Consider the following 25,906-nt stretch of genomic DNA (forward strand, 5'->3'; position numbering starts at 1 on the left):
ACTACTTTGTTCCTGAGCCGAGTTAGAGAACGCGCAGCAAAAAATATGCTCACATCACCTTTTTGCGCGCAAGGGATGCGGTTTTCGGGTTGATCAGTTCGCGGATCCAGTTGGCGGCTTCGATGACGATCGGGTCTTTTTCGCGGGCCGGGCGGATCAGCAGGCGATACCACCAGTGTGAAATGAAATCCGGGAAATTAAGCGGCACCAGTTCACCGCGCTCAACGTAATTGCGCGCCACAACATCGGTGCTGGCAACGATGCCCTGACCGGCGCGTGCGGCCTCAAGCGCCCAGATATGGTGGCTAAAGGTCCAGCAATCAGCCAGCGAGAAGCTGGCATCCTTGAACCATTGTTCGATCTGGGAGAACTGTTCGCTGTCACTGTCGATCAACAGGATATCGCGCGGGCCGAGTGTCGCGACGTCAACATTGCTGGCATCATAGCCGCGCTTTGCGAGCCATTCCGGGGCGGCGAAGGCGGTATAGACTTCAGGGGTCAGAAGCTCGGTAATCCAGTCTTCGGGACCGGGCAGGTCCTTTGGCGCGATCTGAAGGGCGAGATCAATTTCAAGCGGATCAAGTCCGTCATCAAATTCGATCTTGCGAAACTGCACGGGAATGTCGGCGGGCAGCCGGTCGCGCAGGTTATCAAGCTCATACAGCAGCACGGTGAGTGCCGGGGTCGCCAGCGCCCCGATGCGGATCGCCTTGCCCTTGTCTGGGCCGACTTCGCCAGTGATATCGGCGATGCCATCAAGCGCCTCTGTCAGGCGCGGCAAAAGCAGCTCGGCCGACTTGGTCAGGGTCAATCCACGGCCCTTGCGGGTAAACAGCACCACGCCAAGGTTTTCTTCAAGCTGGCGGAGCTGATGACTGATCGCACTTTGCGTGACATGCAATTCTTCTGCGGCCCCCTTCACGCTTTGATGGCGTGCAGTGGCTTCAAAGGCGACAAGGGCGCGCAACGGTGGGAGCTTTCTGCGCATCGTGGGTTTCCATCCGGAGAGCATTACTGTCTTTTATTCTGTCTATCAGGCCTGATCGAAAAGTGGACCAAAAAAATCTCAACAATGGCTGAAAAAGCTTCATTCGTATTTTTCCAAACAAGCAGGCAATATCATCGTCATACAGGGTTTCCGGCCGTAATGACTTATGCCTCCTTGCGCCACCACGTAAGCAGCCTCCCCCCAACTGCCGGAAACCCCAACATTCCTTTCGAAACCGGGATTGACCATGACCGCAACGCGACTGAGCGGAAATTTCCGCGGTGTCCTGTGGATGACGGCTGCCATGGCATCGGGCGTTTTTGTCGATGTTTGTGCCAAGCTTGTCTCGCATGATGTGCCGACCTCGCAGATCCTTGCGATGCGTGCCCTGACCACCGTTGCGGTGTTCCTGGTCATCATCATGTTTATCGGCACGCGTCAGATCCGCACGCGCCGCCCGGTGGCGCATATTGCGCGTGGCGTTTTGTGGTACGGATCGCTGTTCTTTGTGTTCTTTGCGCTGCGCCAGATGAGCATCGCCGAGGTCAATGCCTATTTGTTTATCGAAGCCTTGCTGACCGTGATGTTGGCGGTGGTGATCTTGGGCGAGAAACTGACCCCGCGCAAAATCATCGCAACCCTTCTGGGCCTTGTTGGCGTGTGGGTGATGTGTGTGCCGCGGATGGATGGCTTTGGCGTGCCGCTGGGTGTGGCCGCGGCCCTGATCGGGGCGTTCTGTTTTTCCGCCCAGACTTTGTTTGCCAAGGTACTGACCCGGACCGAAACCAATTTTTCCATGCTGTTCTGGCCACAGATCATCGCGGTTGCGATCTGGGTGCCGATTGCGATGATCACCTGGTATCCGGCGTCAATGGCCGACTGGCTTTATGCGTCGGGTGCCGGTTTCTTTGCCATGCTGACCAACTACATGGTGCTGCGTGCTGTCAGGGTTGCGGATGCCAGTGTGGTGTCGCCTGCGGCCTATACGGCCCTGCCATTCTCGGTCGCGATGGATTTGATCTTCTTTGACATGCTGCCGGTGCCGGTGATTTTCATCGGGGCAGGCATTGTGGTGCTGGCCGTAATGCTGCTTGATTACAAGGGCGGTGCCAAAGCGGTCGAGGATGCTGTGGAAGAAGAATTTGCCGAATTTGCCGAGAGTAGCGAAATCGGGGATGAAGAAGCATCCCCGAAACCGGCAAAGGCCTGAGCCCCGATAATCGACGTTACAGATCAGCGATCATGCTGTGCGCGGGAGTCATCCGGGGCCTGATCACGGTCATGAAGGCCGTAATCACGGATCACGCCAGCCACCCGCAAACGGTAATCTTCAAAAATTTTGTGCCGTCCCTTGATCTGGGCGGTACGGTGCTCGCCCAGATTGCGCCAGGCGGCAATTGCGTCCTCATCGCGCCAGAAGGACAGCGATAGAACCTTGCCGGGATTGGTCAGGCTTTGAAACCGTTCGATTGAAATAAAGCCATCCATGGTTTCAAGCACGGGTTTGAGATCACCGGCAATCGCAAGGTAATCGTCATAGCGCCCTTCGCGCGGTGTGACCTCGAAAATGACGGCAATCATGGTTTGATCAGCTCCGTATGCGGGGTGGAGGCAATTTTCAGAAACTGGCGTTCTTCGCGCAGGATGAATTTCTCTCGCTGGGAAAATTCGTAGTTCTCGCGGCCCAGCGGATCGTCTTTCAGACGCGCGCGATAGGCTTCGTAGGATGCCAGATCAGGCAAGTGATAGATACCATAGGCGGTCGAGACCGATCCTTCATGCGGGGCGAAATAGCCGACAAGGTCCGCCCCGCAACGCGGGATGGCCTGCCCCCAGTTCTGGGCATATTCAATGAAGGCGTCTTTTTTGTAAGGGTCGATTTCATAGCGAATGAAGCAGGTAATCATGACAGCGTCCTTTCAGGAGAAACATCTTGTTGGGTGACGCGGCCCCATTATCCCGATTGCCGCGCATTAATGCTTCGATTAGCATCTAACTATGAAAGAAGGACCCGATATCGCCCGCGTGGCCGCATTGCTTGGCGATCCGGCGCGCGCAAATATGCTGACAGCACTTATGAGTGGTCGGGCATTAACCGCGGCCGAGCTGGCCCAAGAAGCCGGTGTGACGCCACAGACCGCCAGCTCGCATCTGGCAAAGCTTGAAGCCGGTCAGATCGTTTTGCCGCGCAAGCAGGGAAGGCATCGTTATTTCACGCTCAGCGGCCCTGATATTGTCGAGGCACTGGAAGTCCTGATGGGGATTGCCAATCGGGTCGGGCATAACCGCGTGCGCACCGGTCCCAAGGATCCGGAACTGCGCAAGGCACGGGTTTGTTATGACCATCTGGCCGGGGATATGGGGGTTGCGCTGTTTGACGGCCTTGCCAAACGCAAACTGATTGAAAGCAACATCAATGGTGTTGCCCTGACACCGGCCGGGATCGATTTTGCCAACACGTTTGGCATTGATCTCGATGGCTTGCGGACCAAGCGTCGGCCGTTGTGCCGGGAATGCCTTGATTGGAGTGCCCGGCAATCGCATCTGGCGGGGTCATTTGGGGCGGCGTTGCTGGACCGGTTCTATGATCTTGGTTGGGCCCGACGGATGCCGGAGTCGCGGATTGTGCGCTTTAGCGATGCGGGCGAGAAATCATTCCGTGAATTGATCAATCCTTAAGGCCAGCTATCAATCACCGAGCAGGGCGGCAACAAAGGCCGGGACCAGTTCGGTGGCGGGACCATAGCGGCTGTGATCAAAACTGGTGGCACCGGAACTGGGTTCAAGATTGAGCTCGACCGTTTCGGCCCCGGCTTCTTCATGGGCGACTTGCACAAATCCGGCCGCCGGATAGACATTGCCCGATGTCCCGATCGAGATGAAAAGCCCGCAATCGCCAAGGGCAGCGTAAATGCGTTCCATCTCGAGCGGCATTTCGCCAAACCACACCACATGCGGGCGCAATCCACCGGGCTTACCGCAACGTGGGCAGGGGGTTTCCTTGGCAAGGTCGCCCGGCCAATCGGTCAGCAGATCACAGTGATTGCAGCAGATTTTCAAAAGCTCGCCATGCATGTGGATGAGGTTTTTGGACCCGGCCCGGCCATGCAGGTCATCAATGTTCTGGGTTACCAGAAGCACATCACCGGGCCATTCGGCCTCTAGCCGGGCCAGGGCCAGATGGGCGGCATTGGGTTGAACATCCGGGTCATGCAAGCCAGCCCGACGGTCGTTGTAGAAATGATGCACCAGGTCGGGATTACTCACGAAGGCCTCAGGCGTTGCGACCTCGGAAATATCGTATCTCGCCCAGATGCCATCGGGATCGCGAAAGGTATGCAGTCCGCTTTCCTTGGAAATGCCAGCCCCGGTCAGGATGACAATCGGGGCTTTTTCATCGCGCAGAATGTCGATCAGGTTGGGGTTAAGCGGCATGGGAGGGGTCCTGTGCTTGTGGTCTGTGTCGCCAGCCTAATGCAAATAAAACAGCCTCGCCAAGTATGTCTGGCGAGGCTGTTTTTAAACCCGATCCACTAAAACCGGTTTATCTTCTTTGAGGACCTCAGGCAGAGGTATCAACGTTGCCGCCCGGGGTGTCGGTCTGGCTTGGTTTTTCACCGCCCGGATTCTTGGTCACACCGACCATGGCGGGGCGCAGCAAACGGCCCTTAAGCACGTAACCGGCCTGCATGACCTGTGCGACGTGGCCGTCCGGATATTCCGGATGCGGCAGTTCAAACACGGCCTGATGTTTGTTCGGGTCAAGCTTTTCACCAAGCGGTTCGAGCTTTTCGATGCCGTTCTTTTCAAGCGCCTTTTGCAGGGCCTGTTCGGTCATTTCGACCCCGTCAAACAGGGTTTTCATCGCCGGATCGGCATTGGACGTATCGCCCGCAGCATCAAGCGCGCGGCGCAGGTTGTCGCTGACATCCAAAAGGTCGCGGGCAAATTTGGTGATGGCGTAGTTGCCGGCATCCTCGACGTCTTTTTTCGCGCGGCGGCGGGTGTTTTCCACCTCGGCGGCCTGGCGCAGCAGACGGTCCTTGAGCTCCGCGACTTCGGCTTCAAGTGCGGCGATCGGGTCCTGGGGTGCAGCGTCCTCAACAACTTCCTCGGTCGCCTCTGCTGCGACCTCTTCAGAAGCGGTTTCCTCTGCATTGACGTCCTGCAGATCTTCCGGAGTGTTCTTTGCGGTTTCCGACATGGCTAACCTTGCTACTTTCACGTTATGCGGCCTGACACGCAGCGCCGCGATTTATCCAATCAGTCGACCGACCAGCTTGGCGGTGTAATCGACCAGCGGAATGATCCGGGCATAATTGATCCGGGTCGGTCCGACAACCCCGATTGCACCCACAATGCTGCCTTCAGCATTCTGATAGGGCGAAATCACCATCGAAAGACCCGATCCGCCGAACAGTTTATTCTCCGACCCGATGAAAATCTGAACGCCCTGGGCATCCGTCGTCACATCGAGCAATTCAATCATCTGATCGCGGGCTTCGAGCACGTTAAACAGGCGGCGCACGGTCTCAAGCTGTTCAATCGTATCGATATTTTCCAACAGCTGGGATTGCCCCTTCACAATCAGGGACGATCCCTTGACCCCGCCGGCCCATGTTGCCAGGCCCGCATCAATCAGATTGGCGGAAAGTTCATCAAGCTCCTGCTTGAGACGATCACGCTCCTTCGTCATCAAAAGGCGCGCATCATCAAGCGTCTTTCCAGCCAACCGGGTATTTAGATAGTTTGCCGCTTCTGTCAATGCCGAGGCGGGCAAATCAGGCGGAACATCAAGGATTCGGTTCTCGACACTGCCATTGTGGGCTACCAGCACGGCCAGGACCTTGCCCGGCGACAGGGCCACAAATTCGATCTGTTTTAGGCGAATGCCATCGGTCTTGGGTGCAACCACCAGTCCGGCACAGCGCGACAGGCCTGACAACATCGTGGTTGCTTCGCCCAGCATCTGATCAAGTGAATAGCCCGCCTGTTCGCAGTTTTTGGTCAGTTGGTCGCGCTCGGCATTGGGAAGGTCGCCAACCTCCATCAGGGCATTCACAAACAGGCGCAGGCCCTTTTCACTTGGCAGGCGCCCGGCCGAAATGTGCGGCGCGACCAGAAGACCCATTTCTTCAAGATCGGACATGACATTTCGAATGGTCGCCGCCGAAAGGTTTTCGGACATGCGACGCGCGATCGACCGCGATCCGATCGGTTCACCGGTTTCGACATAGGCATCGACAATTTGGCGGAACACTTCACGTGACCGCGCATTCATGTCGCCCAGCAATGTATCGTCAAAATGCGCCATGTGTTGCGTGCCAATTGATCCAGATGGATGAAGCGTAAAACGTGAGGAGAATTTAGTCAGGCAAACGCATTGCGTCAATTGCACGGCCTATTGCTAAGCCGAGCTTGTAAGTTTGGTCGAAGTTGTTGGTTTAACTGCTTTGCGCCAGGATTGCACCAGAACAGATAAAAACATCCGGGGAAACTGCTGGACGTTTGGTGGGTCACATCTTACTTTGGGCCAAATTTTTCAGGACAGTTTCGCTTCGTGCGCGGGCAATCAAATCGCCACGGACGCAGCCCAGACAACCAAGAGGTTCCTTCTCATGCGCCCTTCCGCCCGTACCCCCGATCAGCTTCGCGATGTAACGATTGAAACCGGCGTTTCCAAATATGCCGAAGGCTCGTGTCTGATCAAATTCGGCGACACGCATGTGATCTGTACCGCCACGGTCGAAGACAAGGTGCCGGGCTGGATGCGCAATTCCGGCAAGGGCTGGATCACTGCCGAATACGGCATGCTGCCGCGCGCAACCGATAGCCGCATGCAACGCGAAGCCGCCCGTGGTGGTCAGTCCGGGCGCACCCAGGAAATTCAGCGTTTGATCGGCCGTTCGATCCGTGCGGTTGCCGATATGAAGGCGATGGGTGAAATGCAGATGCGCCTTGATTGCGATGTTATTCAGGCCGATGGCGGTACCCGCACCGCATCGATCACCGGTGCCTATGTTGCGGCCCATCTGGCGTTTCAGGGTGTGCGTCGCCTTGGCCTGATCAAGGAAATCCCGCTGACCCAGCCGGTGGCAGCGATTTCATGCGGTATTTATGAAGGTGAAGCGGTGCTTGACCTTGATTACGCCGAAGACAGCAATGCCGGGGCCGATGCTAACTTTGTACTGGCGGGCAATGGCGGCATTGTCGAAGTGCAGGCAACCGCCGAAGACGTGCCGTTTGATCGCGCATCCTATGACCAGATGTTCGCGCTGGCGGAAAAAGGCTGCAAGGAATTGTTCGCCAAGCAGCGTGAGGCGCTTGGGCTTTAAGGCACCTTAATTTTAACGGCGGGCATCGGGCCTGCCGTTTTTTCGCATCAGTTGGATATCGTATTTCAGGCAAGACCATGGCCCGTCGTTTCACGGAAAAAAAACTCGTCATCGCCAGCCACAACAAAGGCAAGATCAAGGAAATCGCCGAACTTCTTGAACCGTTTGGCATCGAGGTCTTCTCAGCCGGTGACCTTGACCTGCCCGAACCCGAAGAAACCGAAAAAACCTTCATTGGCAATGCGCAGCTGAAATCAACGGCGGCGGCCAATGGGGCCAATCTTCCGGCCCTTGCAGATGACAGTGGTTTGGCGGTTTCGGCCCTTGATGGCGCACCGGGGATTTATTCGGCGCGCTGGGCCGGGCCGGACAAGGATTTCGACATGGCGATGGAAAAGGTCAAGAACGGTATTGGCGATCATCCGGACCGCCGGGCATCGTTCATCTGTGCCCTGTCGCTGGCATGGCCGGACGGGCATGTCGAGAATTTCGAAGGCCGGGTAGAGGGCGAAATTGTCTGGCCCAAACGCGGTGCGCACGGCTTTGGCTATGACCCGATTTTCCAGCCCAAGGGTTACGGGGAAACCTTTGGCGAAATGGATCCGGCGAAAAAGCATGAAATGAGCCACCGGGCCGATGCCTTCCGCCAGTTGGTCAAGGCCTGCTTCGAAGACTGATTTCAGGTTTAACCACCTGCATTGAACTTATGCACGCATCGCGGATGTCATGATCTGCGGTGCGTGTTAGTTTATCGGCCAACATTCCCGCGTTTGAAAAGAGTCCCGCGTGTCCGCAGCCTCAAGTGAAACCGTGCCGTTTGGCATTTATATCCACTGGCCATTCTGCCTGTCGAAATGCCCGTATTGCGATTTCAACAGCCATGTCGCGAACAGTGTTGATCACGCGCGCTGGCGCACCGCACTTCGGGCGGAGCTTGCTTATGGTGCGGCCCGTCATCCGGGGCGGATAGTGGGATCGGTGTTTTTTGGTGGGGGCACGCCATCGCTGATGGACCCGGAAACCGCTGGGGCCTTGATTGAGGACATCAAATCTTTCTGGCCTGTAACGGATGATCTGGAAATCACGCTCGAAGCCAATCCCGGCACAGTCGAGATTGACCGTTTTTCGGCATTTGCCGCCAACGGGATCAACCGGGTGTCGATTGGCATTCAGGCGCTGAATGACCGCGACCTGAAATTCCTTGGTCGCCTGCACAGTGCCGGGGAAGCCATGCGGGCGCTTGATGTTGCGACCTCGGTGTTTGATCGTTTTTCGTTTGATCTGATCTATGCCCGCCCGGAACACGATCCCAAGGCCTGGCGCGCAGAACTGCGCGAGGGGCTTGGCATCGCCAATGGCCATATCTCGCTTTATCAACTGACCATCGAGCCCGGAACACAATTCTATACCCTGCATCAGCGCGGCGATCTTGTCGTGCCGGACGAAGACCTTGCGACCGAGCTTTACGAGATCACCCAGGAAGAGACCGAACGTGCCGGCTATCGATGTTACGAGGTGTCCAACCACGCCAAACCAGGACAGGAAAGCCGCCATAACCTCGTCTACTGGCGCTATGGCGATTATCTTGGCATTGGCCCCGGTGCGCATGGCCGCGAAGCGGTGGTCGGGGCCAATGGCAATACCACGCCGATGGCGGTGCGACGTCACCGGGCGCCGGATGTCTGGCTGGACCGGGTGGAAAAGTATGGTCATGGCACGCAGGAAGAAACCGCGCTCGAGACTGATGAACGTCTGCTTGAAATGGTGATGATGGGGCTGCGGCTCAATGAAACCGTTCCGACTGCACGGTTTGAACGCATCATCGGCAAGGGACCGCGTGATGTTTTGGCGTCGGATAGGCTCGAAACCCTGATCGAGTCCGGTGATCTGATCTGTGATTCTTCGGGGCTGCGTGCCACTGATCAGGGCAGGAACCGTTTGAACGGTGTTCTGGCCTATTTATTCGACCACGCGGTGTAAGGCCGAAACCGGCAAAACGCCAAGAAAAACCGGGCGATTGGCGCGTACTCGCAATCGGGCGCAGGAAGTTTCACCAAACCATCAAAAAGTTGGTTGACACTTAAGCCTGACCGCGTATATTCCGCCCCGTTCCGGCGGACACCGCCCGAACAAATACCGCAAGCCCCTATGCCCAGGTGGCGGAATTGGTAGACGCGCTGGCTTCAGGTGCCAGTGGCCATTAGGCCGTGGAAGTTCGAGTCTTCTCCTGGGCACCATACCCCAGCACATTTTTGATGTGCTGGGGTATTGTCGTTTTGGGCTGGGGTTGCGTTTTAGTCTTTTCGAGACCGATTTGACTGGTTATAAGCAGAAATCGACTTAAAAATGAGCTGCGAAAACTATGCAACCCGAAGTCAGTTTTGTTCTGCCAGTCTACAACAAAGAAAATGCTCTTCGCTATTTCTTTGCGTCTTTATTGGGTCAGACGGGCGAAATACCTTTTGAGGTTGTTTTCGTAGATGACGTGTCGACAGATGGTTCTCTGGCGATCCTTGAAGAATTTTCAGCGAAGCACGACTTTGTTCGGGTAATTAGCAATACAGTCAATGCGGGTCCATCAATTCGGCTCAACCAGGGAGCCGAGGCCGCAAATGGCAAATATCTGGCACTGTTTGATTGTGATGAAATTCTAGCACCAAATGCGCTTGAGATGCTGCTTTCACTTGCAAAACAGCATAATGCAGACATGGTGCACGGTCATTGCCGCAAGACGACCGAACCCATCGATAAAGTGGTAGCTCCTCCGATTGAGCAAGACTTCAGGCTCGGTATCCACCAGAATCCGCTTGAGAGGGTCCTTGGTCGTGGTATGGTGCGGATGACTTGGCTTGTTGAACGGGATGTTTTTATCGTCGCAGGTGGGTGCGACGAGACGGTTTTTGTGCAGGATGAATCTTTGCCATTGCGACTTTCAGCGCATGCAAAGTGCCTTCTTGATACGGACATGGTTCTTACGATGGTGCCGGACGTGGGAAGTCACATTTCGCAAAATACCTTGCAGCTCAATCATGATCGATTTTTGGTCTATCTGAACTTTCTGGAGGCCCACCCGGAGTTGCCACACGAAACGCGCGTGAAGCTGTATCGCAAATGTGTGTCAGCACTGAAAAAGGCGCGCCGAGATGGTGCACCCTTGCCGGTGATACCTTTGTTTGCGCGCTACGTGATGGGAAAAATCGGATTTATTGACCCAAACCCCTTGGCACTGAAACCTTACCGAAATATTTTGCGACATTTACCAAACATCCGCGGCATTGAAAAAGTGAACTCGTAAAAAATGAATTCGTTTGATCGAAAGCTGCACCTTGCTGCTAGCGTTTTACTGTTTTGCCTTCCAGCATTTTTATTGTTTACCCGTGCGGTAGCTGACATCTCGGTCGTTCTGATTGGGGTGATTTTTCTGGTGCGGTCTTGGTGCGCCAAGGATTGGTCATGGGCAAGCGAAAAAGACATTCTTGTTCTTCTGATTATCTTTGTTCTGATGAATGTCTTGGTCTCTCCTTTTGCCGAGTATGTGGGCAAAAGTTATGGGCGTTCACTCAGTTGGCTTAGGTTTATCATTTTTTACGCGGGAGTAACTCGGTGGGTCTTGTCCGATGAGCGCACGATCCGTCGATTTGGTGTCGTTGTGCTGTGTACGATGGCGGTGGCGGCACTTGATGCGATCTATCAGTTTTTGGTTGGTGTTTCGCCGTTGTCCGGACAGAATATGGGTGAAACGGGGGGGCGTCTAACAGGACCGTTGGATCGGCCAAATATTGGCATGTATCTCGCGAAACTGGGTCTGGCAACGAGCGCATTAAGTTTCGTTCTTTGCGTTCGGAAGCAAACCAACAGGCTTTTTGTAGCAGCGTGTTGTTTGTCACCAATTCTGCTAACGGTTGTATTTTTGAGTGGTGAGCGAGCAGCAAGTGTGCTGACATTGTTGGCTCTTTTGCTGGTAACTTTCAGCCTGCTTCTTTCTGGAAAATTTGCTCGTAAGATAGCGGTTTGCTTGTCCCTGTGTGGAGGGGCGGCATTGACATTTCTGCTCTTAACGAGCGAGCGTATATGGGGGCGGGTTGAGGAACTGGCCAACGTGCTTTCTGACTATACTGACTCAATTTATGGCCAGCTTGCGTTACTGGGATTACGCTTCTTTGGTGAGAACCCGATAACCGGGACCGGTATGGGAAACTTTCCCTTGGTTTGCAAAGATTATGTGCAGCAAGGATTGGACAGCGCGCTGTGTCACCCGCATCCACACAACTTTTACATCGAATGGTTGTCGGATACCGGTTTGATTGGCACCATTCCATTTACCGTTTTTATGGTGGTCTTGTACTGGAAAGGTGTGAAAGCCCTTTTGGGGGCGCGTGAGGCCCGGTTTCTTGGTGGGCTTTACTTGGGGTGCTTGGTGATGTCTCTATTCCCCTTCTCGGTGACACAAAGCCTGTTTTCAAACTGGCCCGCCATGCTGGCATGGTTGTCAATCTCAACTGCTGTCGGGGCACTCAGGTTTGCAACGCAGAAGTCGTAGTTGATCTGCAAGCTCTTTTCTTTGGCGGGCTTGTTAGAAGTGAGGTCTTCAGGTAAATCGGCGATTAGACAGTGTAATTGTTGTTTTGGGTAATGCTTTGTCTTCGATTGAACCCCCGATGCAATGGATTTTTGCGATTTGACTTCCTGGGTAAAGATGAAGGAAAGATTTTCGATCTTTGGTTGTGAGATGGTGGATCTCATTGCTAGGGAAACTGTTTAAGTTCTCGCTTATTTGACAGAAGTTTTTATTTAGGGGCGTTAGGCAGGTGCTGTTCAATTCGTACGAATTCATTTTTGTTTTTCTGCCTGTCGTCTACGTGCTCTGCAATTACGGAATCAACTTTTTTCCAGGGGTTGCGCAAGGCACATCAAAGGGAAACGAAATAAGGGTCAAATTTCTTTTTGCTTCTAGTCTTGTTTTTTATGGATGGTGGTTCTGGAAGTACATATTTATCATTTTAGCCAGTATTATAATTAATTTTTATGTTTCAAACCGCATGAATAGAGCGGGAAGTGCGCGCAGAAATAAGATATATCTGATTCTGGGTGTCGCTTTTAATTTGTCTCTTTTAGGGTATTTTAAATATTCATACTTCTTTGTTGAAAACATTTCTGAAATTTTGGGAAAAGAGATATCCTTTGAAAAAGTAATTCTTCCCATCGGGATCTCCTTCTTCACCTTTCAGCAGATCGCGTGGTTGGTCGACCGGTACAAGGGTGAAAAAGGAGAGCACTCTTTTTGGCGTTACGGTTTGTTTGTGACTTTCTTTCCGCAGCTTATTGCCGGTCCAATCGTACATCATCGTCAGCTGATCCCGCAGTTTGAGCAGTTGGCGGATAAGAGAACTTGGCAAAATTTGTATCTTGGAACTTCAATTTTTGCCCTCGGCCTCTTTAAGAAAGTCATCATCGCCGACAGTGCCGCTCTGATATCAAGTCCAATATTTGATGCTGCTGCTGTTGGATATCAGCCAGATTTTGTGCAGGCTTGGGTTGCTACTCTTGGATACACTTTACAGATATACTTCGATTTCAGCGCCTATTCGGACATGGCTGTCGGCATAGGACTTATTTTTGGGATGCGATTGCCGATCAACTTCGCATCACCCTACAAATCGACGTCAATTATTGAATTTTGGCAGCGCTGGCATATCACATTGTCTGCGTTTTTGCGTGATTACCTATACATACCTCTCGGTGGAAACCGGGCCGGTAGAACTAGACAGTTTGGAAACATTCTTCTGACGATGGCCCTTGGCGGATTTTGGCACGGCGCCTCATGGAATTTCTTACTATGGGGTGTGATGCACGGGCTATTTATTATTGCAAACCATGTATGGCGACTTCAAGTATCGTTGATACTACCTCGTTGGTTAGCATTTGGATCGACCTTACTTGTTGTAATCGTTGCGTGGGTTCCTTTCCGCTCTGCAGATATCGGTACCACAATCAGCATGTATCAAGGTATGCTGGGGATGAATGGAGCTTCACTACCTATTTGGCTATCTTCAACGATGTTGAATGACCTGCCGTTTCTAAAATTCGATGGGTTAGGGCCGATTAATCTTTGGGTTGTAGTAACGATTTTGCCGGTGGGCTTTATTATTTCACTTTTGATGCCAAATAATATCGATTATCATCGGTATTCTCCTGAGTATTCGGAGAATTTTGAGAATCGAATAAATATTTGGTCTGTTTTGTTCGTGAGATTCTGTTTTTCAATTTCACTTCTGAAGTTAAATGATGTTTCGGAATTCCTTTATTTCCAATTCTAATTCTGCGGATGAACAAAATTATTGTCGTTTAGTGGTGAAATTTGCCATATTTACTATGGCATGGGTTCTTATATTAAGTAGTATTTGCTTGACGTCGTACAAGCTTGGGATGACGGATTTTGCCTTCACTAAACTATTCGAATATCAACTAGAAAAAGTGAGAAATTCCTATCGGGTCGATACAGTTTTCGTTGGCGATAGTTCTCTTGGAAATGGCATTGATGCAGAGCTCTGGGAACAGCTTTCTGGTGACAAGGCGGTTAATCTGGCCTTAACTGGTGTTTACGGCTATGCTGGATCCTTGAATATGCTTCGGCGTGTTGTGCAGCAGGGGCGCCCCAATAGGGTGATTATTATGCACACAGGGGACATGTTTGCGCGAAATGTCGCTTGGGATGGTTGGCTTCATACTGCGCTCGGAATAAACGATTTTCTTGAGGTTCCAGTGTCTGAGATTCTGAGGACCTTTGCGAATTTTGACGGGTTGACATCAGCTGCTAGAGCATTGGTGCGACGATTAGGAACTCCAAGTAGCAGTTTAATAATAGATGACTATATCGCTCAAGGTGCGCCAATAAATGTAGGAAATGAGGAGCACTTCAAATTGTCTATAGATAGTTTTAACTCGGATAAATCAATTTTCCTCAACGCGTTAGGGGCTTTCTGCAATGAAAATTCGTTGGAGTGCTGGTATGGCTTTGGCCCATGGTATGAAAAATACTGTGATGAAAACTCCGAATGGCTTGAGCTTGTTCTGTTGAAGGCGCAGGAGGCTGGGTTGAAAACGTTGCCGCGCCCATATTGTTTTAGCGAAACACAAATCGGCGATTCTTGGGACCATGTTGCAGTGCAATACAAGAAACTATCGACAAAGTACTATTTCGGCGAACTAAAATCCTCGATTGCCGTTGACCGGTAGGGGCCAGAAGTCGGATAGCTTCTGGACTTTCGAGTCTTTACCTGACCATCATACCCCAGCACATTTCTAATGTGCTGGGGTATGATGGTTTTTGGACCGGGTTTTTCCTTCACTTCGTCTACCAAGCTCCTCAACAAACCTCAGTTCTAGTCTCAAAAACCACGCAATTGATAAGACTTTTGCGATGCGAGCCGTGGTTTGCTGTGTTAAGAACAGGCAAATTTTGACATTTGGAGAACCGCGATGACCAATTTCCTCCATCTCGGAGATCTGCCCGATGACCTTGACCTTGGAAAGGTCGTGGCCATTGACAGTGAGACCATGGGCCTTAACCCGCACCGCGACCGCTTGTGTGTCGTGCAGCTTTCAAGCGGGGATGGCAACGCCCATCTGGTCAAGTTTGATGGGGAAGATTACAGCGCGCCGAACCTGAAAAAGCTTCTGGCTGATCCGTCTGTGTTGAAGCTGTTTCATTTCGGGCGTTTTGACATCGCAGTAATGGACAAATATCTCGGCGTGCGCTGTGCGCCGGTCTATTGCACCAAGATTGCCTCTAAACTGGTGCGCACCTATACCGACCGTCATGGTCTGAAGGATGTGTTGCGCGAGACCGTCGGGGTCGAGATTTCCAAGCAGCAGCAGAGCTCCGACTGGGGCGCTGCCGAGCTTTCCAAGGAACAGATCGATTACGCGGCCTCGGACGTTTTGTATCTGCACAAAGCCAAGGAAGAGCTTGATCGTCGTCTGGCGCGCGAAGGGCGTACCGAGATCGCGCAGGCCTGTTTTGACTTTCTGCCGATCCGCGCGACGCTTGATCTGGCGGGCTGGGAAGAAACCGATATCTTTGCCCATTCATAAGGTCGGGATAAGGCCGGTTAACCATCTGTGAAGATTGGCGGTGTATGGGGGATGCAATAGAATTGACCCCCACGCCAACCGGGTTCATAGTTTTGGCCCAATGATCTTGCAAGATGGGTCAAATAGCCTATCTCCGGGCGGGAAACGCTAACAAGAAACAGATGACAGTGACCCCAGTCTCAAAAGACGTCTTAAACGAGTCCCCCAAAGTGCCAGCGCCGGCGAGTGACGCCGATCTTGCTATCGCGCGCCGTGTTCTTGATATCGAGGCCAATGCGCTGCGCGAGCTTGCAGACTCGCTTAATGGCGAGTTCTGTAACGTCATCAACCTGATCGAGGGCCTGAAAGGCCGTCTGGTTGTTACCGGCATGGGCAAAAGCGGCCATATTGCCAAGAAAATCGCCGCGACCTTTGCCTCGACTGGTACCCCGTCCTTTTTTGTGCATCCGGCCGAGGCCAGCCACGGCGATCTTGGCATGATTGGCAAGGATGACGCGGTTTTGGCCCTGTCCAATTCCGGTGAAACCCCGGAACTGTCCGACATTATTGCCTTTACCCGGCGCTTTAACGTGCCGTTGATCGGCATGACCCGCAAACCGGAAAGCTCGCTTGCCAAGCAGTCCGACTGCCCGCTGGTCCTGCCGGCAAGCCCGGAAGCCTGCCCGAACAAGCAGGCGCCGACGACATCAACCACCGCCATGCTGGCCCTTGCCGATGCGCTGGCCGTGACATTGATGGAGCGGCGCGGCTTTACATCCGAAGATTTCCGCACCTTCCACCCCGGTGGCAAACTGGGTCAGCGGTTGCTGCATGTTGATGATGTCATGCACGGGGTTGATACCCTTCCATTGATTTCGCCCGATGCCCTGATGGCCGAGGCGCTTGTCACCATGACCAGCCATTCGTTTGGCTGTGTCGGTGTTGTTGATGATGCCGGTGTTCTGGCCGGGATCGTGACCGATGGCGATTTGCGTCGTCACATGGCCGATAATCTGGTGGCAATGAAGGTGGGCGATGTCATGACCGCCGGGCCGAAGGTCACCAGTGCCGATGCGCTGGCGGTTGAGGCGCTGGCCATCATGAATGACCGGTCGATCACATCGCTTTTCGTGCTTGATGACGCCGGTGTGCCGGTGGGGCTTGTCCATATCCATGATTTGTTGCGCGTTGGAGTGGCCTAACGCATGAGCAACGAGGGAACGCAACAGATCGAAAACAGCGAAAAAAGCAAGCACCAGGTACGTGAAGAACGTCATGCGCGCGGCTTTTCGGAAGATCGCATGCCCTCGGCCCGGCGCAATGTGCGGATCAATCCGTTTCGCCGTGTCATCGTCAATATGCTGAAATTCGTGCTGCCGCTGATCGCAATGACGATCATGGCGCTGGTCGTCCTATGGCCGCAGATCGAACAGGTTCAGGATAGCGGTTTCCGGCTTGGCTTTTCGACCTCGCCCGAGGATCTGATGGAAAATGTCGCGATGAGCAATCCGCGCTTCTTTGGCGTGGATGGCAATCGCCAGCCCTTTACGGTGACCGCGAGCGAAGCGGTTGAAACCGACGCAACCGAAACCCGGCCCGATCATGTCTATCTGTCCGGTCCGCAGGCCGACATCACGCTGAATGACGGATCGTGGATTGCGATGACCGCCAATGAGGGCTTCTATACCGAAACAGATGGGATGCTTGATCTGGTGGGGACGGTCAATATGTACCACGATAACGGTTTTGAAATTCACACCGAGGAAGCTGAAATCGCCATGAATTCCGGCAGTGCCAGCGGTGGCGTGCCGGTTGACGGGCAGGGGCCGTTTGGCACCATTGCATCGGATTCCGGGTTTGAGCTTGAAGACAAGGGGGCGGTGATCCGCTTTTTGGGGAAATCCCGGCTGGTGATTTTCGACAGTGCATTGAATTCGACGGAGCAATGAGAGGGAAGTCATGATTGCGATGCCGCATCTCGCCCGCAAGACTGGAACGCTGCTGACACCCCTTATGCTGGGGGGCCTTATGCTGGGTGCGGCCGTGCTTGGCCTGTCGGCCATGGCCAGGGATGCTGCGGCCAACCCGCTTGGTTTGGCCCAGAATGGCAGTGGCGGGCTTGAAGTCGAGTCTGATAACGGCATCGAATGGCGCCGCAATGAACAAATTCTGATTGCCCGTGGCAATGCTGTGGCAAAGCGGGGTTCATCGCGCGTCGATGCCGACGAGTTGCAGGCGCTGTATCGCGATCGCGACGGCAATAGCGAGATTTACCGCATCATCGCGGTTGGCAATGTCAAATTGTCGTCCGATACCGATGTCGCGGTCGGTGATCGCGCGGTCTATGACATTGACGAGGCGGTGGTTGTTCTGACCGGTGATAACCTTAAATACAGCACGCCCAATGAAACCCTGACGGCGCGCGACAGCCTTGAATACTGGGAGACAGAGCGGGTTGCGGTTGCACGCGGGGATGCGGTCGCGGTATCCGAGGATCGCACGCTGCGCGGGGATGTTTTGACCGCGCGCTTTGAGGCCGGTTCGGATGGCGCAAATGAATTGCGCCGCATCGACGGGCAGGGCAATGTGAATATTCGCACAGTAACAGAGTTTGTTGTTGGCGATCAGGGCGTTTATGATGCGAAAACAGGTATCGCCACCCTTATCGGATCGGTTAAGATCACCCGCGGGGAGAACCAGTTGAACGGGGATCGTGCCGTGGTCGATCTGAATACCGGGATCAGTCGTCTGACGGCTGACGGTAATGGCGATGGCAAAACCCGCGTTCGGGGCCTTCTGGTTCCGCAAAAAGACGAAAACAACAGCCCGGCCGATGCCGGGACCGGTAACTGAGAAAGGTCGGTCATTTGTTCTGGTCGCGCAAAAGCGTAAAATCCGACAACGCAAAGGCGACAGCTGTATCTGGCAGCGCACAGCCAACTGACGGCGGGGCAAGTGGCCCGCGCCTGATCACCACCAACAAGGGTCTTGTGGCGCATAATCTGGGCAAAAGCTTTAAGAAGCGCCCGGTGCTGAAAGATGTCTCGGTTTCGGTGCAGCGCGGCGAGGCGGTTGGCCTTCTGGGGCCGAACGGGGCCGGCAAGACCACCAGTTTTTATATCATTACCGGCCTGATTGCCGCAGATCGCGGCACGATTTCCCTTGATGGGCGCGATATCACCATGATGCCGATGTATCAGCGTGCGCGCATGGGAATCGGCTATTTGCCACAGGAAGCCTCGATCTTCCGCGGCATGACGGTCGAACAGAACATCATGGCCGTGCTTGAAGTGGTCGAGGATGACCGCATCAAGCGCGAACAGTCGCTTGAAGACCTTCTGGCAGAATTTGCCATCGAACATTTGCGCCGCACACCGGCCCTGGCCCTTTCGGGCGGGGAACGTAGGCGTTGCGAGATAGCGCGTGCCTTGGCAGCCCATCCGAACTTTGTTCTGCTTGATGAACCACTTGCCGGGATTGACCCGATTGCAGTGGGTGATATTCGCGATCTTGTACGTCATCTGAAAGATCGTGGCATTGGGGTCTTGATTACTGACCACAATGTGCGCGAGACTCTAGACATTATCGACCGGGCATATATCTTGCATGATGGTCGGGTTCTGATGGAAGGTGGTCCTGAGGAAATCGTCAGAAACGACGATGTACGAAGGGTTTATCTGGGCGATCGTTTCAGCCTTTGATAACACCCACCAGACCGTCAACCAAGTCTAGGGGGAGTTCGGATTGACACGGGGTAGTGCATAAATGGCCCTGAAGGCGCGTCTGGATCTACGCCAGTCCCAGTCACTTGTCATGACTCCCCAGCTGCAGCAGGCAATCAAACTGCTGCAATTCAATAATATTGAGCTTTCCAATTTCATCGACAGTGAACTGATGGAAAACCCGCTGTTGGAGCGGGCCGATCCCGGCCAGACCTATGCCGAGGCCGGTGATGGTGCGGTTGGCAATGGTGATGAAGGCCTTGATAGCCGATCAAACGACAATTTCACCGACCGCGATGACCGGTTTGGCACCGATCGCCTGACGTCCAGCGAAACCATGGGCAGTGATGACGGCCCGCTTGATGTTTCAAGTGACGCACTTTATGGCGGCGAGGGTGAAATCACCCGCAACGGCGAACCTGTTTCCGGCAGCCATGATTATTCCGCGCCCTATAGCGGGGGTGCCGGTGGCGGTGCTGGCGGAGCGGCCGCAGGTGGGGATGACCTTCCGGGGCTTGAACAGACGCTGGCCGATGAAGCGACATTGCGCCAGACCCTTGATGATCAGCTTAATATCGCCTTTGCCGATGCCACGTCGCGTATGATCGGCAGTTACCTGATCGATATGCTTGATGAAAATGGCTATATCAGCGGCGATCTTGATGAAGTTTCCGAATCCCTTGAATGCGATATCGCAGATGTCGAACGCGTTCTGAAGGTCATGCAAGGCTTTGACCCGGTTGGCATTTTTGCCCGCGATCTGGCGGAATGTCTGGAACTGCAACTGCGCGAACTCAACCGGTTTGATCCGGCGATGGCGGCTCTTCTGGCCAATCTTGATTTGCTGGCCAAGCGGGACTTTGATCGCCTGCGTCGGGTGTGCGGCGTCGATTCGGATGATCTTCATGACATGATCGCCGAGATCAAAACCCTTGATCCGCGCCCGGGCAAGACCGCTGATGGCGAAATTGCAACTCCGGTGATCCCGGACGTATTGATGCGTGCGGCAGGCAATGGCAACTGGCACCTGGAACTGAATTCCGAAGCCCTGCCGCGGGTTCTGGTCAATGAAGATTATGTCGCCCAGATCGGCTCGGGCCTGCGCGATCGTGAAGAACGCGGCTTCATGAGCGAGAAGCTGCAAAGTGCCAACTGGCTGGTCAAGGCGCTGCATCAGCGTGCGACCACGATCATGAAGGTGGCCAGCGAAATCGTGCGTCAGCAGGACGGGTTCTTTACCCACGGGGTTGCGCATCTGCGGCCCCTGATTCTGCGCGACATCGCCGAAGCAATCGGCATGCATGAAAGTACGGTTTCACGTGTGACCAACGGCAAGTTCATGGCAACACCGCGCGGCATGTTCGAGCTGAAATATTTCTTCACCACCGCAATTTCATCTTCAGATGGTGGGGACGCCTATTCGTCCGAAGCCGTGCGCCACCGGATCAAGTCCTTGATCGACAACGAAGAACCCAGGAAGATTTTGTCGGATGACAAACTGGTTGAGCTTCTGGGCAAGGAAGGGATCGACATCGCGCGTCGAACAGTGGCAAAATACCGCGAAGCGATGCGCATCCCATCGTCAGTGCAGCGTCGGCGCGAGAAAAAATCACGTGCTTCCTAGCACGAATTTATCGAAAAAACGCACCTTAAGGTGCTGTAATTCAAGGGAACATACCCATATCTTGACTTGGTAATGACGAGGGAATATGGTGCGCCCACCTACGAGAGGGGCACCAAACTGGTATGTCACTCAACCGGGGATAGGCGATCCATGCAAATTACGGTTATCGGTAAGCAACTTGACGTTGGCGATGCTTTTCGCCAGCACGTCGTCGAGACCTTGGACCCTGCAGTAGAGAAGTATTTCGATCACGCGATTGAAGCCACGGTGACCGTCACCAAACAGGCACATCTCTATCACGCGCAGATTTCGGTCCATGTCGGCAAGGGCATGATGGTTCAGGCCAAGGCATCAGCGAACGAGGTTTATCCCGCGTTTGATGCCGCCTGTGACAGAGTGGCCAAACAGTTGCGGCGTTATAAACGGCGCCTGCGTGATCATCACGCAACCCGTGACCACTATGAGGAGGCTCGCCTGGAGGCGATCCACTATGTGATCGCACAGGAAGATGAAGATCAAACGGACGATAATCACACAAATGGCTTTGAGCCAGTGATTGTTGCCGAGACACCCGATCGCATCGATACGCTTTCCGTTGGGGAAGCTGTCATGCGGCTCGACTTGGGGGACATTCCGGCACTGATGTTCCGGAATGGCAAACATGGCGGACTGAACGTTGTCTACCGTCGCTCGGACGGAAATATCGGCTGGTTGGACCCAAACGATAATGAAGCGAGTGGCGCGTGACAGACACAGATTCCGAGCCAAACAACGCAACGCGAAAAATGGACATATCATCTATTCTTACTCCGTCCGGAGTTATTCCGGCACTGCGTGCCGGTGCGAAGAAGGCTGTGCTTGAGGAACTTGCCGAAAAGGCCGCCGAAGTTACCGGCCGCCCTGCAAGCGAGATTTTCTCTGTCCTGCTTGACCGTGAAAAGCTTGGCAGTACCGGTGTCGGTGGCGGTGTCGCGATTCCGCATGGCAAGCTCAATGATCTGGACCGCCTGTATATGGTTTTTGCCCGTGCAAGCAATCCGATCGAGTTTGACGCGGTTGATGAACACCCGGTCGACCTTTTCTGCATGCTGATTGCACCCGAAGAAGCCGGTGCCGATCACCTGAAAGCACTGGCACGGATTTCCCGTCTGCTGCGCAATCAGGGCATGTGTGACAAGCTCCGCGGTGCCGGATCTGCAGATGCGATTTACGCATTGCTGACCCAGGACGAGGCCGAACAGGCCGCCTGAAAAGGTCAGTGAGTGGCGGGTAACCCCCGTAACAGACACAAGATTTAAAAAACCGGACGCCCAATCAGGCGTCCGGTTTTGTTTTGGGAGCATGGATCCGTCGATCGATCAGGTTGGGTTTCTGACCTGATCAGGCTTCGGCGGTCTTGGGCTCTTCGGGGTCCTTTACGTCGGTCAGGCGGGCGGCCAGAACAACAAGATAAAGCACCGGAATGCCAATCACGGCTGTGCCGATAAAGAACCAGCTATATCCGACCGCATCAACCACCGTGCCCGAGAAGCCGGCAAGGATTTTCGGGAACAAGGTCATGATCGAACTGAAGATCGCGTACTGCATCGCAGTGAACGAGATATTGGTCAGGCCCGACAGATAGGCGATGAAGGCTGCTGTTGCGAGACCACCCGACAGGTTATCGGCCATGATGACAACGACAAACATCGTGGTATCGGGGCCAAGCTGTGCCATGAAGGCGAACAGGACATTGGTGATCGCTGATAACAACGCGCCAAGAAACAGGATCCGCACCACGCCATAGCGGACCGACAGAACCCCGCCCAGGAAACTGCCGCCAATGGTCATGAACAGGCCGAATGTCTTGGAAACGGCGGCGATTTCTTCCTTGGAATAACCAAGGTCGGTGTAAAACACGTTGGCCATCACGCCCATGACGATATCGGCGATGCGATACACCCCGATCAGGGCCAGGATGACGATGGCGGCCTTGCCATAGCGGTCGATGAAGTCCTTGACCGGCGAGATATAGGTTTCCTGAACCATGCCGGTCGGTGTCAGGCCAACCCGGGTGGTGAGCCAGGCAACAAGGATGGCAAATCCGACCGAAATGACCAGTTTGACGGTACCGGCAATGAAGCCTGACAGCTCGCTGATCATACCGCCGTCAGTCAGGGCGGTTTTCAGCGGATTGGTGATTTCCCCGGCATAGACATTGGCAAGGATGAAGGCGATCACGGTAAGCGCGAACATCGCAAGAAACCGGACATAGTCCGATGTTTCGTGGAAATATTTGCTGTCGAGCTTTACGACCTTGGGCTCACTGACAAGAAGGGTGGTGATCACGCCCACACACATCGCAAGTGCCATGCAGGCATAGGCCACTGTCCAGGCATGGTGTTGATAGGTACCTTCGGCCTCAAACAATCCGGCAATGGTCAGGGCCCCGGCACCAGCGACGATCATGCCGATGCGATAACCACCGATATAGGCCGAACTCATCATCGCCTGAAGGTCGGCATCGGCGGCCTCGATACGATACGCATCAATAACAATGTCCTGGGTGGCCGATGCAAAACCAAGGGCAACCGCGGCAAATGCCATCATGGTCAGGTTTTCTGCCGGGTCGGTCAGTCCCATCCACAGGATGGCGGCGATGATGCCGCCCTGGGCAATGATCAGCCAACTGCGCCGACGGCCCAGAATGCCGTGCAAAACCGGCAAGGGAAGACGGTCGATCAGTGGCGCCCAGACAAACTTGAAGGAATAGCCAAGTGCCGCCCAGCTGAAATAGGTGACGGTGGAACGATCCACACCCGCTTCGCGCAGCCAGATCGACAGGGTGGAGAAAATCAGAAGGATGGGTATGCCGGCCGACAATCCCAGAAACAGCATCGTGATTACGCGCGGATGAATAAAGGCGCCAAAGGCCTCGCCCCAGCTTCGTTTTTCTGCGCTGCGCATCGATTTTCCCCAACTTGAAGCATGCTGTCATGAAGCTAGGCCAAACAGGTTAAGGAAAGCCGAAACATCGGGCCGTGTTGCGAAACGCGCACAGCAAAAAGGCCGATCCATATGGACCGGCCTTTTTGAATTCGGCTTGGCAAGAGAAAGGCTTAGCTTTCTTTCTTGCGGCTTTCGCGCTTACGCACGTTCGGATCAAGGTGCAGCTTACGGATACGAACGCTTTTCGGGGTCACTTCAACCAGTTCATCGTCCTGAATGTAAGACAGCGCTTCTTCAAGCGACATACGACGTGGCGGGGTCAGCGTAACAGCTTCGTCCTTGCCCGACGCACGAACGTTGGTCAGCTTCTTGCCCTTGAGCACGTTGACTTCAAGGTCGTTGTCACGGTTGTGTTCACCGATGATCATGCCCTGATAGACGCGTTCGCCATGTTCGATGAACATGATGCCACGATCTTCAAGGTTAAACAGGGCATAGGCCACTGCTTCGCCCTGATCGTTGGAGATCAGCGCACCGTTACGACGACCCGCGATAGAGCCCTTTACCGGGCCGTAGGAATGGAACACGCGGTTCATAACGCCGGTACCGCGGGTATCGGTCAGGAATTCACCGTGATACCCGATCAGGCCACGCGACGGCGCAATAAAGATGATACGGGTCTTGCCACCACCGGAAGAACGCATGTCGGTCATTTCGGCCTTGCGCAGGCTCATTTTCTCGACCACGACGCCGGAATATTCCTCGTCAACGTCAACCTGGACTTCTTCGAACGGTTCGGACAGAACGCCGTCGATTTCCTTGAACAGAACGCGCGGACGCGAGATCGACAGTTCGAAACCTTCACGACGCATGGTTTCCACCAGAACGCCCAGCTGAAGTTCGCCACGACCGGCAACTTCAAACGCGTCCTTGTCTTCGGTTTCACCGATCTTGATCGCGATGTTGCCTTCGGCTTCGCGTTCCAGACGGGCACGGATCATGCGCGAGGTAACCTTGTCACCTTCCTGACCGGCCAGCGGCGAATTGTTGACCGAGAAGGTCATCGCCAGGGTCGGCGGATCGATCGGCTGGCTTTCGATTGCGGTGGTAACTTCGGTGGAGCAGATGGTGTCAGCCACGGTTGCTTCGGTCAGACCGGCAATCGCGATGATGTCCCCGGCAACGGCTTCGTCCTGCGGGACACGTTCCAGACCGCGGAAGCCCATCAGTTTCGATAGACGGCCGGTTTCAACCGTGCCATCACCACGAAGAACCTTCACCGGCATGTTGAGTTTCGCACGGCCCTGATAAACACGACCGGTCAGAATACGACCAAGGAAGTTATCGGCATGCAGCATGGTTGCCAGCATGGCAAACGGTGCTTTTTCATCAACGTCCGGTGCCGGAACGTGGCTTAGAACCAGTTCCATCAGCGGGGTCAGGTTTTCTTTCGGGCCTTCCGGGTTTTCAGCTGCCCAGCCGTCACGGCCGGATGCGTACAGAACCGGGAAGTCGAGCTGTTCTTCGGATGCTTCGAGCGACACGAACAGATCGAAAATCTCGTCGAGGACTTCCTCGGCGCGCTGGTCCGGACGATCGATCTTGTTGATGATCACAATCGGCTTCAGACCAAGTTTAAGCGCCTTGCCCAGAACGAATTTGGTCTGCGGCATCGGGCCTTCGGCCGAGTCAACCAGCAGGACAACACCTTCAACCATGGACAGGATACGTTCGACTTCACCACCGAAATCGGCGTGGCCCGGGGTATCGACGATGTTTACACGGGTGTCGCCCCACTGAACGGCCGTCGGTTTCGCGACGATGGTGATGCCACGTTCACGTTCCAGGTCGTTGCTGTCCATGGCGCGTTCGTCAACACGCTGGTTGTCACGATAGACACCGGACTGGCGGAACATGGAATCGACCAGCGTGGTTTTGCCGTGGTCAACGTGGGCGATGATGGCGATATTGCGCAAGCTCATGGGCGCGGACTCCAGAAATAAAAATGCCGCGCGCCGGGTCTTGCCCATGCGCATCGGTCAGTAAGTAAGTGTTTCAAGGCCAGTAGATATTCAGCAACAAGCGCGATGGTTGCCGCCGCCGGTATCACCGGTGGGAAACCCACATCAACGTATGTGCTGAATGTTTACTGGCCCGGATCGTAACCGTGCAGATATACCCGAAGGCCGCCCTGTCATAGCCAATGTTAAGGCGAAAGGCCAGCGTTGTAAGCGCC

25 protein-coding genes and 1 tRNA gene are annotated in these 25,906 nt (G+C 54.3%); 18 read left to right on the top strand and 8 right to left on the bottom strand.

Going from position 1 to position 25,906, the window contains the following annotated elements; genetic code table 11:
• Positions 1–49: 49 nt before the first annotated feature.
• Positions 50–988: a LysR family transcriptional regulator gene (locus DY252_RS01770; RefSeq protein WP_008888717.1), complete on the bottom strand. Its 939-nt coding sequence runs from the start codon at positions 986–988 to the stop codon at positions 50–52.
• A 247-nt stretch (positions 989–1,235) separates the two neighbouring features.
• Here DY252_RS01770 and DY252_RS01775 point away from each other — a divergent pair, with 247 nt between their 5' ends.
• A complete protein-coding gene (locus tag DY252_RS01775) occupies positions 1,236–2,198 on the top strand; it encodes a DMT family transporter (protein ID WP_064787893.1) in 963 nt (320 codons plus the stop codon).
• A gap of 23 nt (positions 2,199–2,221) precedes the next feature.
• Here DY252_RS01775 and DY252_RS01780 read toward each other — a convergent pair whose 3' ends face one another.
• Entirely contained in the window at positions 2,222–2,569 is a 348-nt protein-coding gene (locus tag DY252_RS01780) for an antibiotic biosynthesis monooxygenase family protein (RefSeq protein ID WP_064787892.1), read from the bottom strand.
• Complete coding sequence (locus DY252_RS01785; protein WP_064787891.1) at positions 2,566–2,895, bottom strand: NIPSNAP family protein; 330 nt, start codon at positions 2,893–2,895, stop codon at positions 2,566–2,568. The genes DY252_RS01780 and DY252_RS01785 overlap by 4 nt, the downstream gene beginning before the upstream one ends.
• A 91-nt stretch (positions 2,896–2,986) precedes the next feature.
• Between DY252_RS01785 and DY252_RS01790 the strand changes: the two genes are divergently transcribed.
• Positions 2,987–3,667, top strand: coding sequence for an ArsR/SmtB family transcription factor (locus DY252_RS01790; RefSeq protein ID WP_064787890.1), 681 nt, complete (start codon positions 2,987–2,989; stop codon positions 3,665–3,667).
• Between the two features lie 9 nt (positions 3,668–3,676).
• On the opposite strand, the gene cobB is transcribed toward DY252_RS01790, so the two are convergent.
• From cobB to hrcA, 3 genes are all read right to left on the bottom strand, one after another.
• On the bottom strand, positions 3,677–4,423 hold the full coding sequence (gene cobB / locus DY252_RS01795; RefSeq protein WP_064787889.1) for a Sir2 family NAD+-dependent deacetylase: 747 nt from the start codon (positions 4,421–4,423) through the stop codon (positions 3,677–3,679).
• Positions 4,424–4,550: 127 nt separating this feature from the next.
• On the bottom strand, positions 4,551–5,192 hold the full coding sequence (grpE, locus tag DY252_RS01800) for a nucleotide exchange factor GrpE (protein ID WP_008888711.1): 642 nt from the start codon (positions 5,190–5,192) through the stop codon (positions 4,551–4,553).
• 51 nt (positions 5,193–5,243) lie between these two features.
• Positions 5,244–6,302 carry a heat-inducible transcriptional repressor HrcA gene (gene hrcA, locus DY252_RS01805; protein ID WP_008888710.1) on the bottom strand — a complete coding sequence of 353 codons (1,059 nt, stop codon included), beginning with the start codon at positions 6,300–6,302 and terminating at the stop codon, positions 5,244–5,246.
• Between the two features lie 304 nt (positions 6,303–6,606).
• Here hrcA and rph point away from each other — a divergent pair, with 304 nt between their 5' ends.
• From rph to ptsN, 16 genes are all read left to right on the top strand, one after another.
• Complete coding sequence (gene rph, locus DY252_RS01810; RefSeq protein WP_064788287.1) at positions 6,607–7,323, top strand: ribonuclease PH; 717 nt, start codon at positions 6,607–6,609, stop codon at positions 7,321–7,323.
• 77 nt (positions 7,324–7,400) lie between these two features.
• Positions 7,401–8,000, top strand: a complete 600-nt coding sequence (rdgB, locus tag DY252_RS01815) for an RdgB/HAM1 family non-canonical purine NTP pyrophosphatase (protein WP_064787888.1) — start codon at positions 7,401–7,403, stop codon at positions 7,998–8,000.
• Between the two features lie 109 nt (positions 8,001–8,109).
• Positions 8,110–9,303, top strand: coding sequence for a radical SAM family heme chaperone HemW (hemW, locus tag DY252_RS01820; protein WP_064787887.1), 1,194 nt, complete (start codon positions 8,110–8,112; stop codon positions 9,301–9,303).
• A 170-nt stretch (positions 9,304–9,473) separates the two neighbouring features.
• Positions 9,474–9,560, top strand: a tRNA-Leu gene (locus DY252_RS01825).
• 125 nt (positions 9,561–9,685) lie between these two features.
• Positions 9,686–10,618, top strand: a complete 933-nt coding sequence (locus tag DY252_RS01830) for a glycosyltransferase family 2 protein (protein WP_064787886.1) — start codon at positions 9,686–9,688, stop codon at positions 10,616–10,618.
• A gap of 3 nt (positions 10,619–10,621) precedes the next feature.
• Positions 10,622–11,863: an O-antigen ligase family protein gene (locus DY252_RS01835; RefSeq protein ID WP_064787885.1), complete on the top strand. Its 1,242-nt coding sequence runs from the start codon at positions 10,622–10,624 to the stop codon at positions 11,861–11,863.
• Between the two features lie 268 nt (positions 11,864–12,131).
• The gene (locus DY252_RS01840) at positions 12,132–13,640 is read left to right on the top strand and encodes an MBOAT family O-acyltransferase (RefSeq protein WP_064787884.1); all 1,509 of its coding nucleotides are present in this window, start codon (positions 12,132–12,134) and stop codon (positions 13,638–13,640) included.
• 109 nt (positions 13,641–13,749) lie between these two features.
• Positions 13,750–14,559 carry an SGNH/GDSL hydrolase family protein gene (locus tag DY252_RS01845; RefSeq protein WP_129542660.1) on the top strand — a complete coding sequence of 270 codons (810 nt, stop codon included), beginning with the start codon at positions 13,750–13,752 and terminating at the stop codon, positions 14,557–14,559.
• 243 nt (positions 14,560–14,802) lie between these two features.
• On the top strand, positions 14,803–15,417 hold the full coding sequence (locus DY252_RS01850; RefSeq protein WP_064787882.1) for a ribonuclease D: 615 nt from the start codon (positions 14,803–14,805) through the stop codon (positions 15,415–15,417).
• A 161-nt stretch (positions 15,418–15,578) separates the two neighbouring features.
• On the top strand, positions 15,579–16,598 hold the full coding sequence (locus tag DY252_RS01855) for a KpsF/GutQ family sugar-phosphate isomerase (RefSeq protein ID WP_231959644.1): 1,020 nt from the start codon (positions 15,579–15,581) through the stop codon (positions 16,596–16,598).
• 3 nt (positions 16,599–16,601) lie between these two features.
• A complete protein-coding gene (gene lptC / locus DY252_RS01860; protein ID WP_064787880.1) occupies positions 16,602–17,345 on the top strand; it encodes an LPS export ABC transporter periplasmic protein LptC in 744 nt (247 codons plus the stop codon).
• Positions 17,346–17,355: 10 nt separating this feature from the next.
• Positions 17,356–18,249, top strand: coding sequence for an LptA/OstA family protein (locus DY252_RS01865; protein WP_082923364.1), 894 nt, complete (start codon positions 17,356–17,358; stop codon positions 18,247–18,249).
• Between the two features lie 14 nt (positions 18,250–18,263).
• Entirely contained in the window at positions 18,264–19,097 is an 834-nt protein-coding gene (gene lptB / locus DY252_RS01870; protein ID WP_008888697.1) for an LPS export ABC transporter ATP-binding protein, read from the top strand.
• Between the two features lie 64 nt (positions 19,098–19,161).
• A complete protein-coding gene (rpoN, locus tag DY252_RS01875) occupies positions 19,162–20,742 on the top strand; it encodes an RNA polymerase factor sigma-54 (RefSeq protein WP_064787879.1) in 1,581 nt (526 codons plus the stop codon).
• Positions 20,743–20,892: 150 nt separating this feature from the next.
• Positions 20,893–21,489 (top strand): ribosome hibernation-promoting factor, HPF/YfiA family, encoded by a 597-nt coding sequence (gene hpf, locus DY252_RS01880; protein WP_008888695.1) that lies wholly within the window; start codon positions 20,893–20,895, stop codon positions 21,487–21,489.
• A gap of 38 nt (positions 21,490–21,527) precedes the next feature.
• Positions 21,528–21,992 carry a PTS IIA-like nitrogen regulatory protein PtsN gene (gene ptsN, locus DY252_RS01885; protein ID WP_064787878.1) on the top strand — a complete coding sequence of 155 codons (465 nt, stop codon included), beginning with the start codon at positions 21,528–21,530 and terminating at the stop codon, positions 21,990–21,992.
• A gap of 130 nt (positions 21,993–22,122) precedes the next feature.
• On the opposite strand, the gene DY252_RS01890 is transcribed toward ptsN, so the two are convergent.
• Entirely contained in the window at positions 22,123–23,688 is a 1,566-nt protein-coding gene (locus tag DY252_RS01890; protein ID WP_064787877.1) for an AmpG family muropeptide MFS transporter, read from the bottom strand.
• A gap of 152 nt (positions 23,689–23,840) precedes the next feature.
• Positions 23,841–25,652 carry a translational GTPase TypA gene (typA, locus tag DY252_RS01895; protein ID WP_064788285.1) on the bottom strand — a complete coding sequence of 604 codons (1,812 nt, stop codon included), beginning with the start codon at positions 25,650–25,652 and terminating at the stop codon, positions 23,841–23,843.
• Positions 25,653–25,906 lie beyond the last annotated feature (254 nt).

This window comes from Thalassospira indica, from assembly GCF_003403095.1.
GTDB lineage: Bacteria > Pseudomonadota > Alphaproteobacteria > Rhodospirillales > Thalassospiraceae > Thalassospira > Thalassospira indica.

Excerpts from the sequence above, each read along its gene's own strand:
- DY252_RS01770 (WP_008888717.1), bottom strand. The coding sequence starts at position 988 with ATGCGCAGAAAGCTCCCACCGTTGCGCGCCCTTGTCGCCTTTGAAGCC.
- DY252_RS01775 (WP_064787893.1), top strand. The coding sequence starts at position 1,236 with ATGACCGCAACGCGACTGAGCGGAAATTTCCGCGGTGTCCTGTGGATG.
- DY252_RS01780 (WP_064787892.1), bottom strand. The coding sequence starts at position 2,569 with ATGATTGCCGTCATTTTCGAGGTCACACCGCGCGAAGGGCGCTATGAC.
- DY252_RS01785 (WP_064787891.1), bottom strand. The coding sequence starts at position 2,895 with ATGATTACCTGCTTCATTCGCTATGAAATCGACCCTTACAAAAAAGAC.
- DY252_RS01790 (WP_064787890.1), top strand. The coding sequence starts at position 2,987 with ATGAAAGAAGGACCCGATATCGCCCGCGTGGCCGCATTGCTTGGCGAT.
- cobB (WP_064787889.1), bottom strand. The coding sequence starts at position 4,423 with ATGCCGCTTAACCCCAACCTGATCGACATTCTGCGCGATGAAAAAGCC.
- grpE (WP_008888711.1), bottom strand. The coding sequence starts at position 5,192 with ATGTCGGAAACCGCAAAGAACACTCCGGAAGATCTGCAGGACGTCAAT.
- hrcA (WP_008888710.1), bottom strand. The coding sequence starts at position 6,302 with ATGGCGCATTTTGACGATACATTGCTGGGCGACATGAATGCGCGGTCA.
- rph (WP_064788287.1), top strand. The coding sequence starts at position 6,607 with ATGCGCCCTTCCGCCCGTACCCCCGATCAGCTTCGCGATGTAACGATT.
- rdgB (WP_064787888.1), top strand. The coding sequence starts at position 7,401 with ATGGCCCGTCGTTTCACGGAAAAAAAACTCGTCATCGCCAGCCACAAC.
- DY252_RS01830 (WP_064787886.1), top strand. The coding sequence starts at position 9,686 with ATGCAACCCGAAGTCAGTTTTGTTCTGCCAGTCTACAACAAAGAAAAT.
- DY252_RS01835 (WP_064787885.1), top strand. The coding sequence starts at position 10,622 with ATGAATTCGTTTGATCGAAAGCTGCACCTTGCTGCTAGCGTTTTACTG.
- DY252_RS01845 (WP_129542660.1), top strand. The coding sequence starts at position 13,750 with ATGACGGATTTTGCCTTCACTAAACTATTCGAATATCAACTAGAAAAA.
- DY252_RS01850 (WP_064787882.1), top strand. The coding sequence starts at position 14,803 with ATGACCAATTTCCTCCATCTCGGAGATCTGCCCGATGACCTTGACCTT.
- DY252_RS01855 (WP_231959644.1), top strand. The coding sequence starts at position 15,579 with ATGACAGTGACCCCAGTCTCAAAAGACGTCTTAAACGAGTCCCCCAAA.
- lptC (WP_064787880.1), top strand. The coding sequence starts at position 16,602 with ATGAGCAACGAGGGAACGCAACAGATCGAAAACAGCGAAAAAAGCAAG.
- DY252_RS01865 (WP_082923364.1), top strand. The coding sequence starts at position 17,356 with ATGATTGCGATGCCGCATCTCGCCCGCAAGACTGGAACGCTGCTGACA.
- rpoN (WP_064787879.1), top strand. The coding sequence starts at position 19,162 with ATGGCCCTGAAGGCGCGTCTGGATCTACGCCAGTCCCAGTCACTTGTC.
- hpf (WP_008888695.1), top strand. The coding sequence starts at position 20,893 with ATGCAAATTACGGTTATCGGTAAGCAACTTGACGTTGGCGATGCTTTT.
- ptsN (WP_064787878.1), top strand. The coding sequence starts at position 21,528 with ATGGACATATCATCTATTCTTACTCCGTCCGGAGTTATTCCGGCACTG.
- DY252_RS01890 (WP_064787877.1), bottom strand. The coding sequence starts at position 23,688 with ATGCGCAGCGCAGAAAAACGAAGCTGGGGCGAGGCCTTTGGCGCCTTT.
- typA (WP_064788285.1), bottom strand. The coding sequence starts at position 25,652 with ATGAGCTTGCGCAATATCGCCATCATCGCCCACGTTGACCACGGCAAA.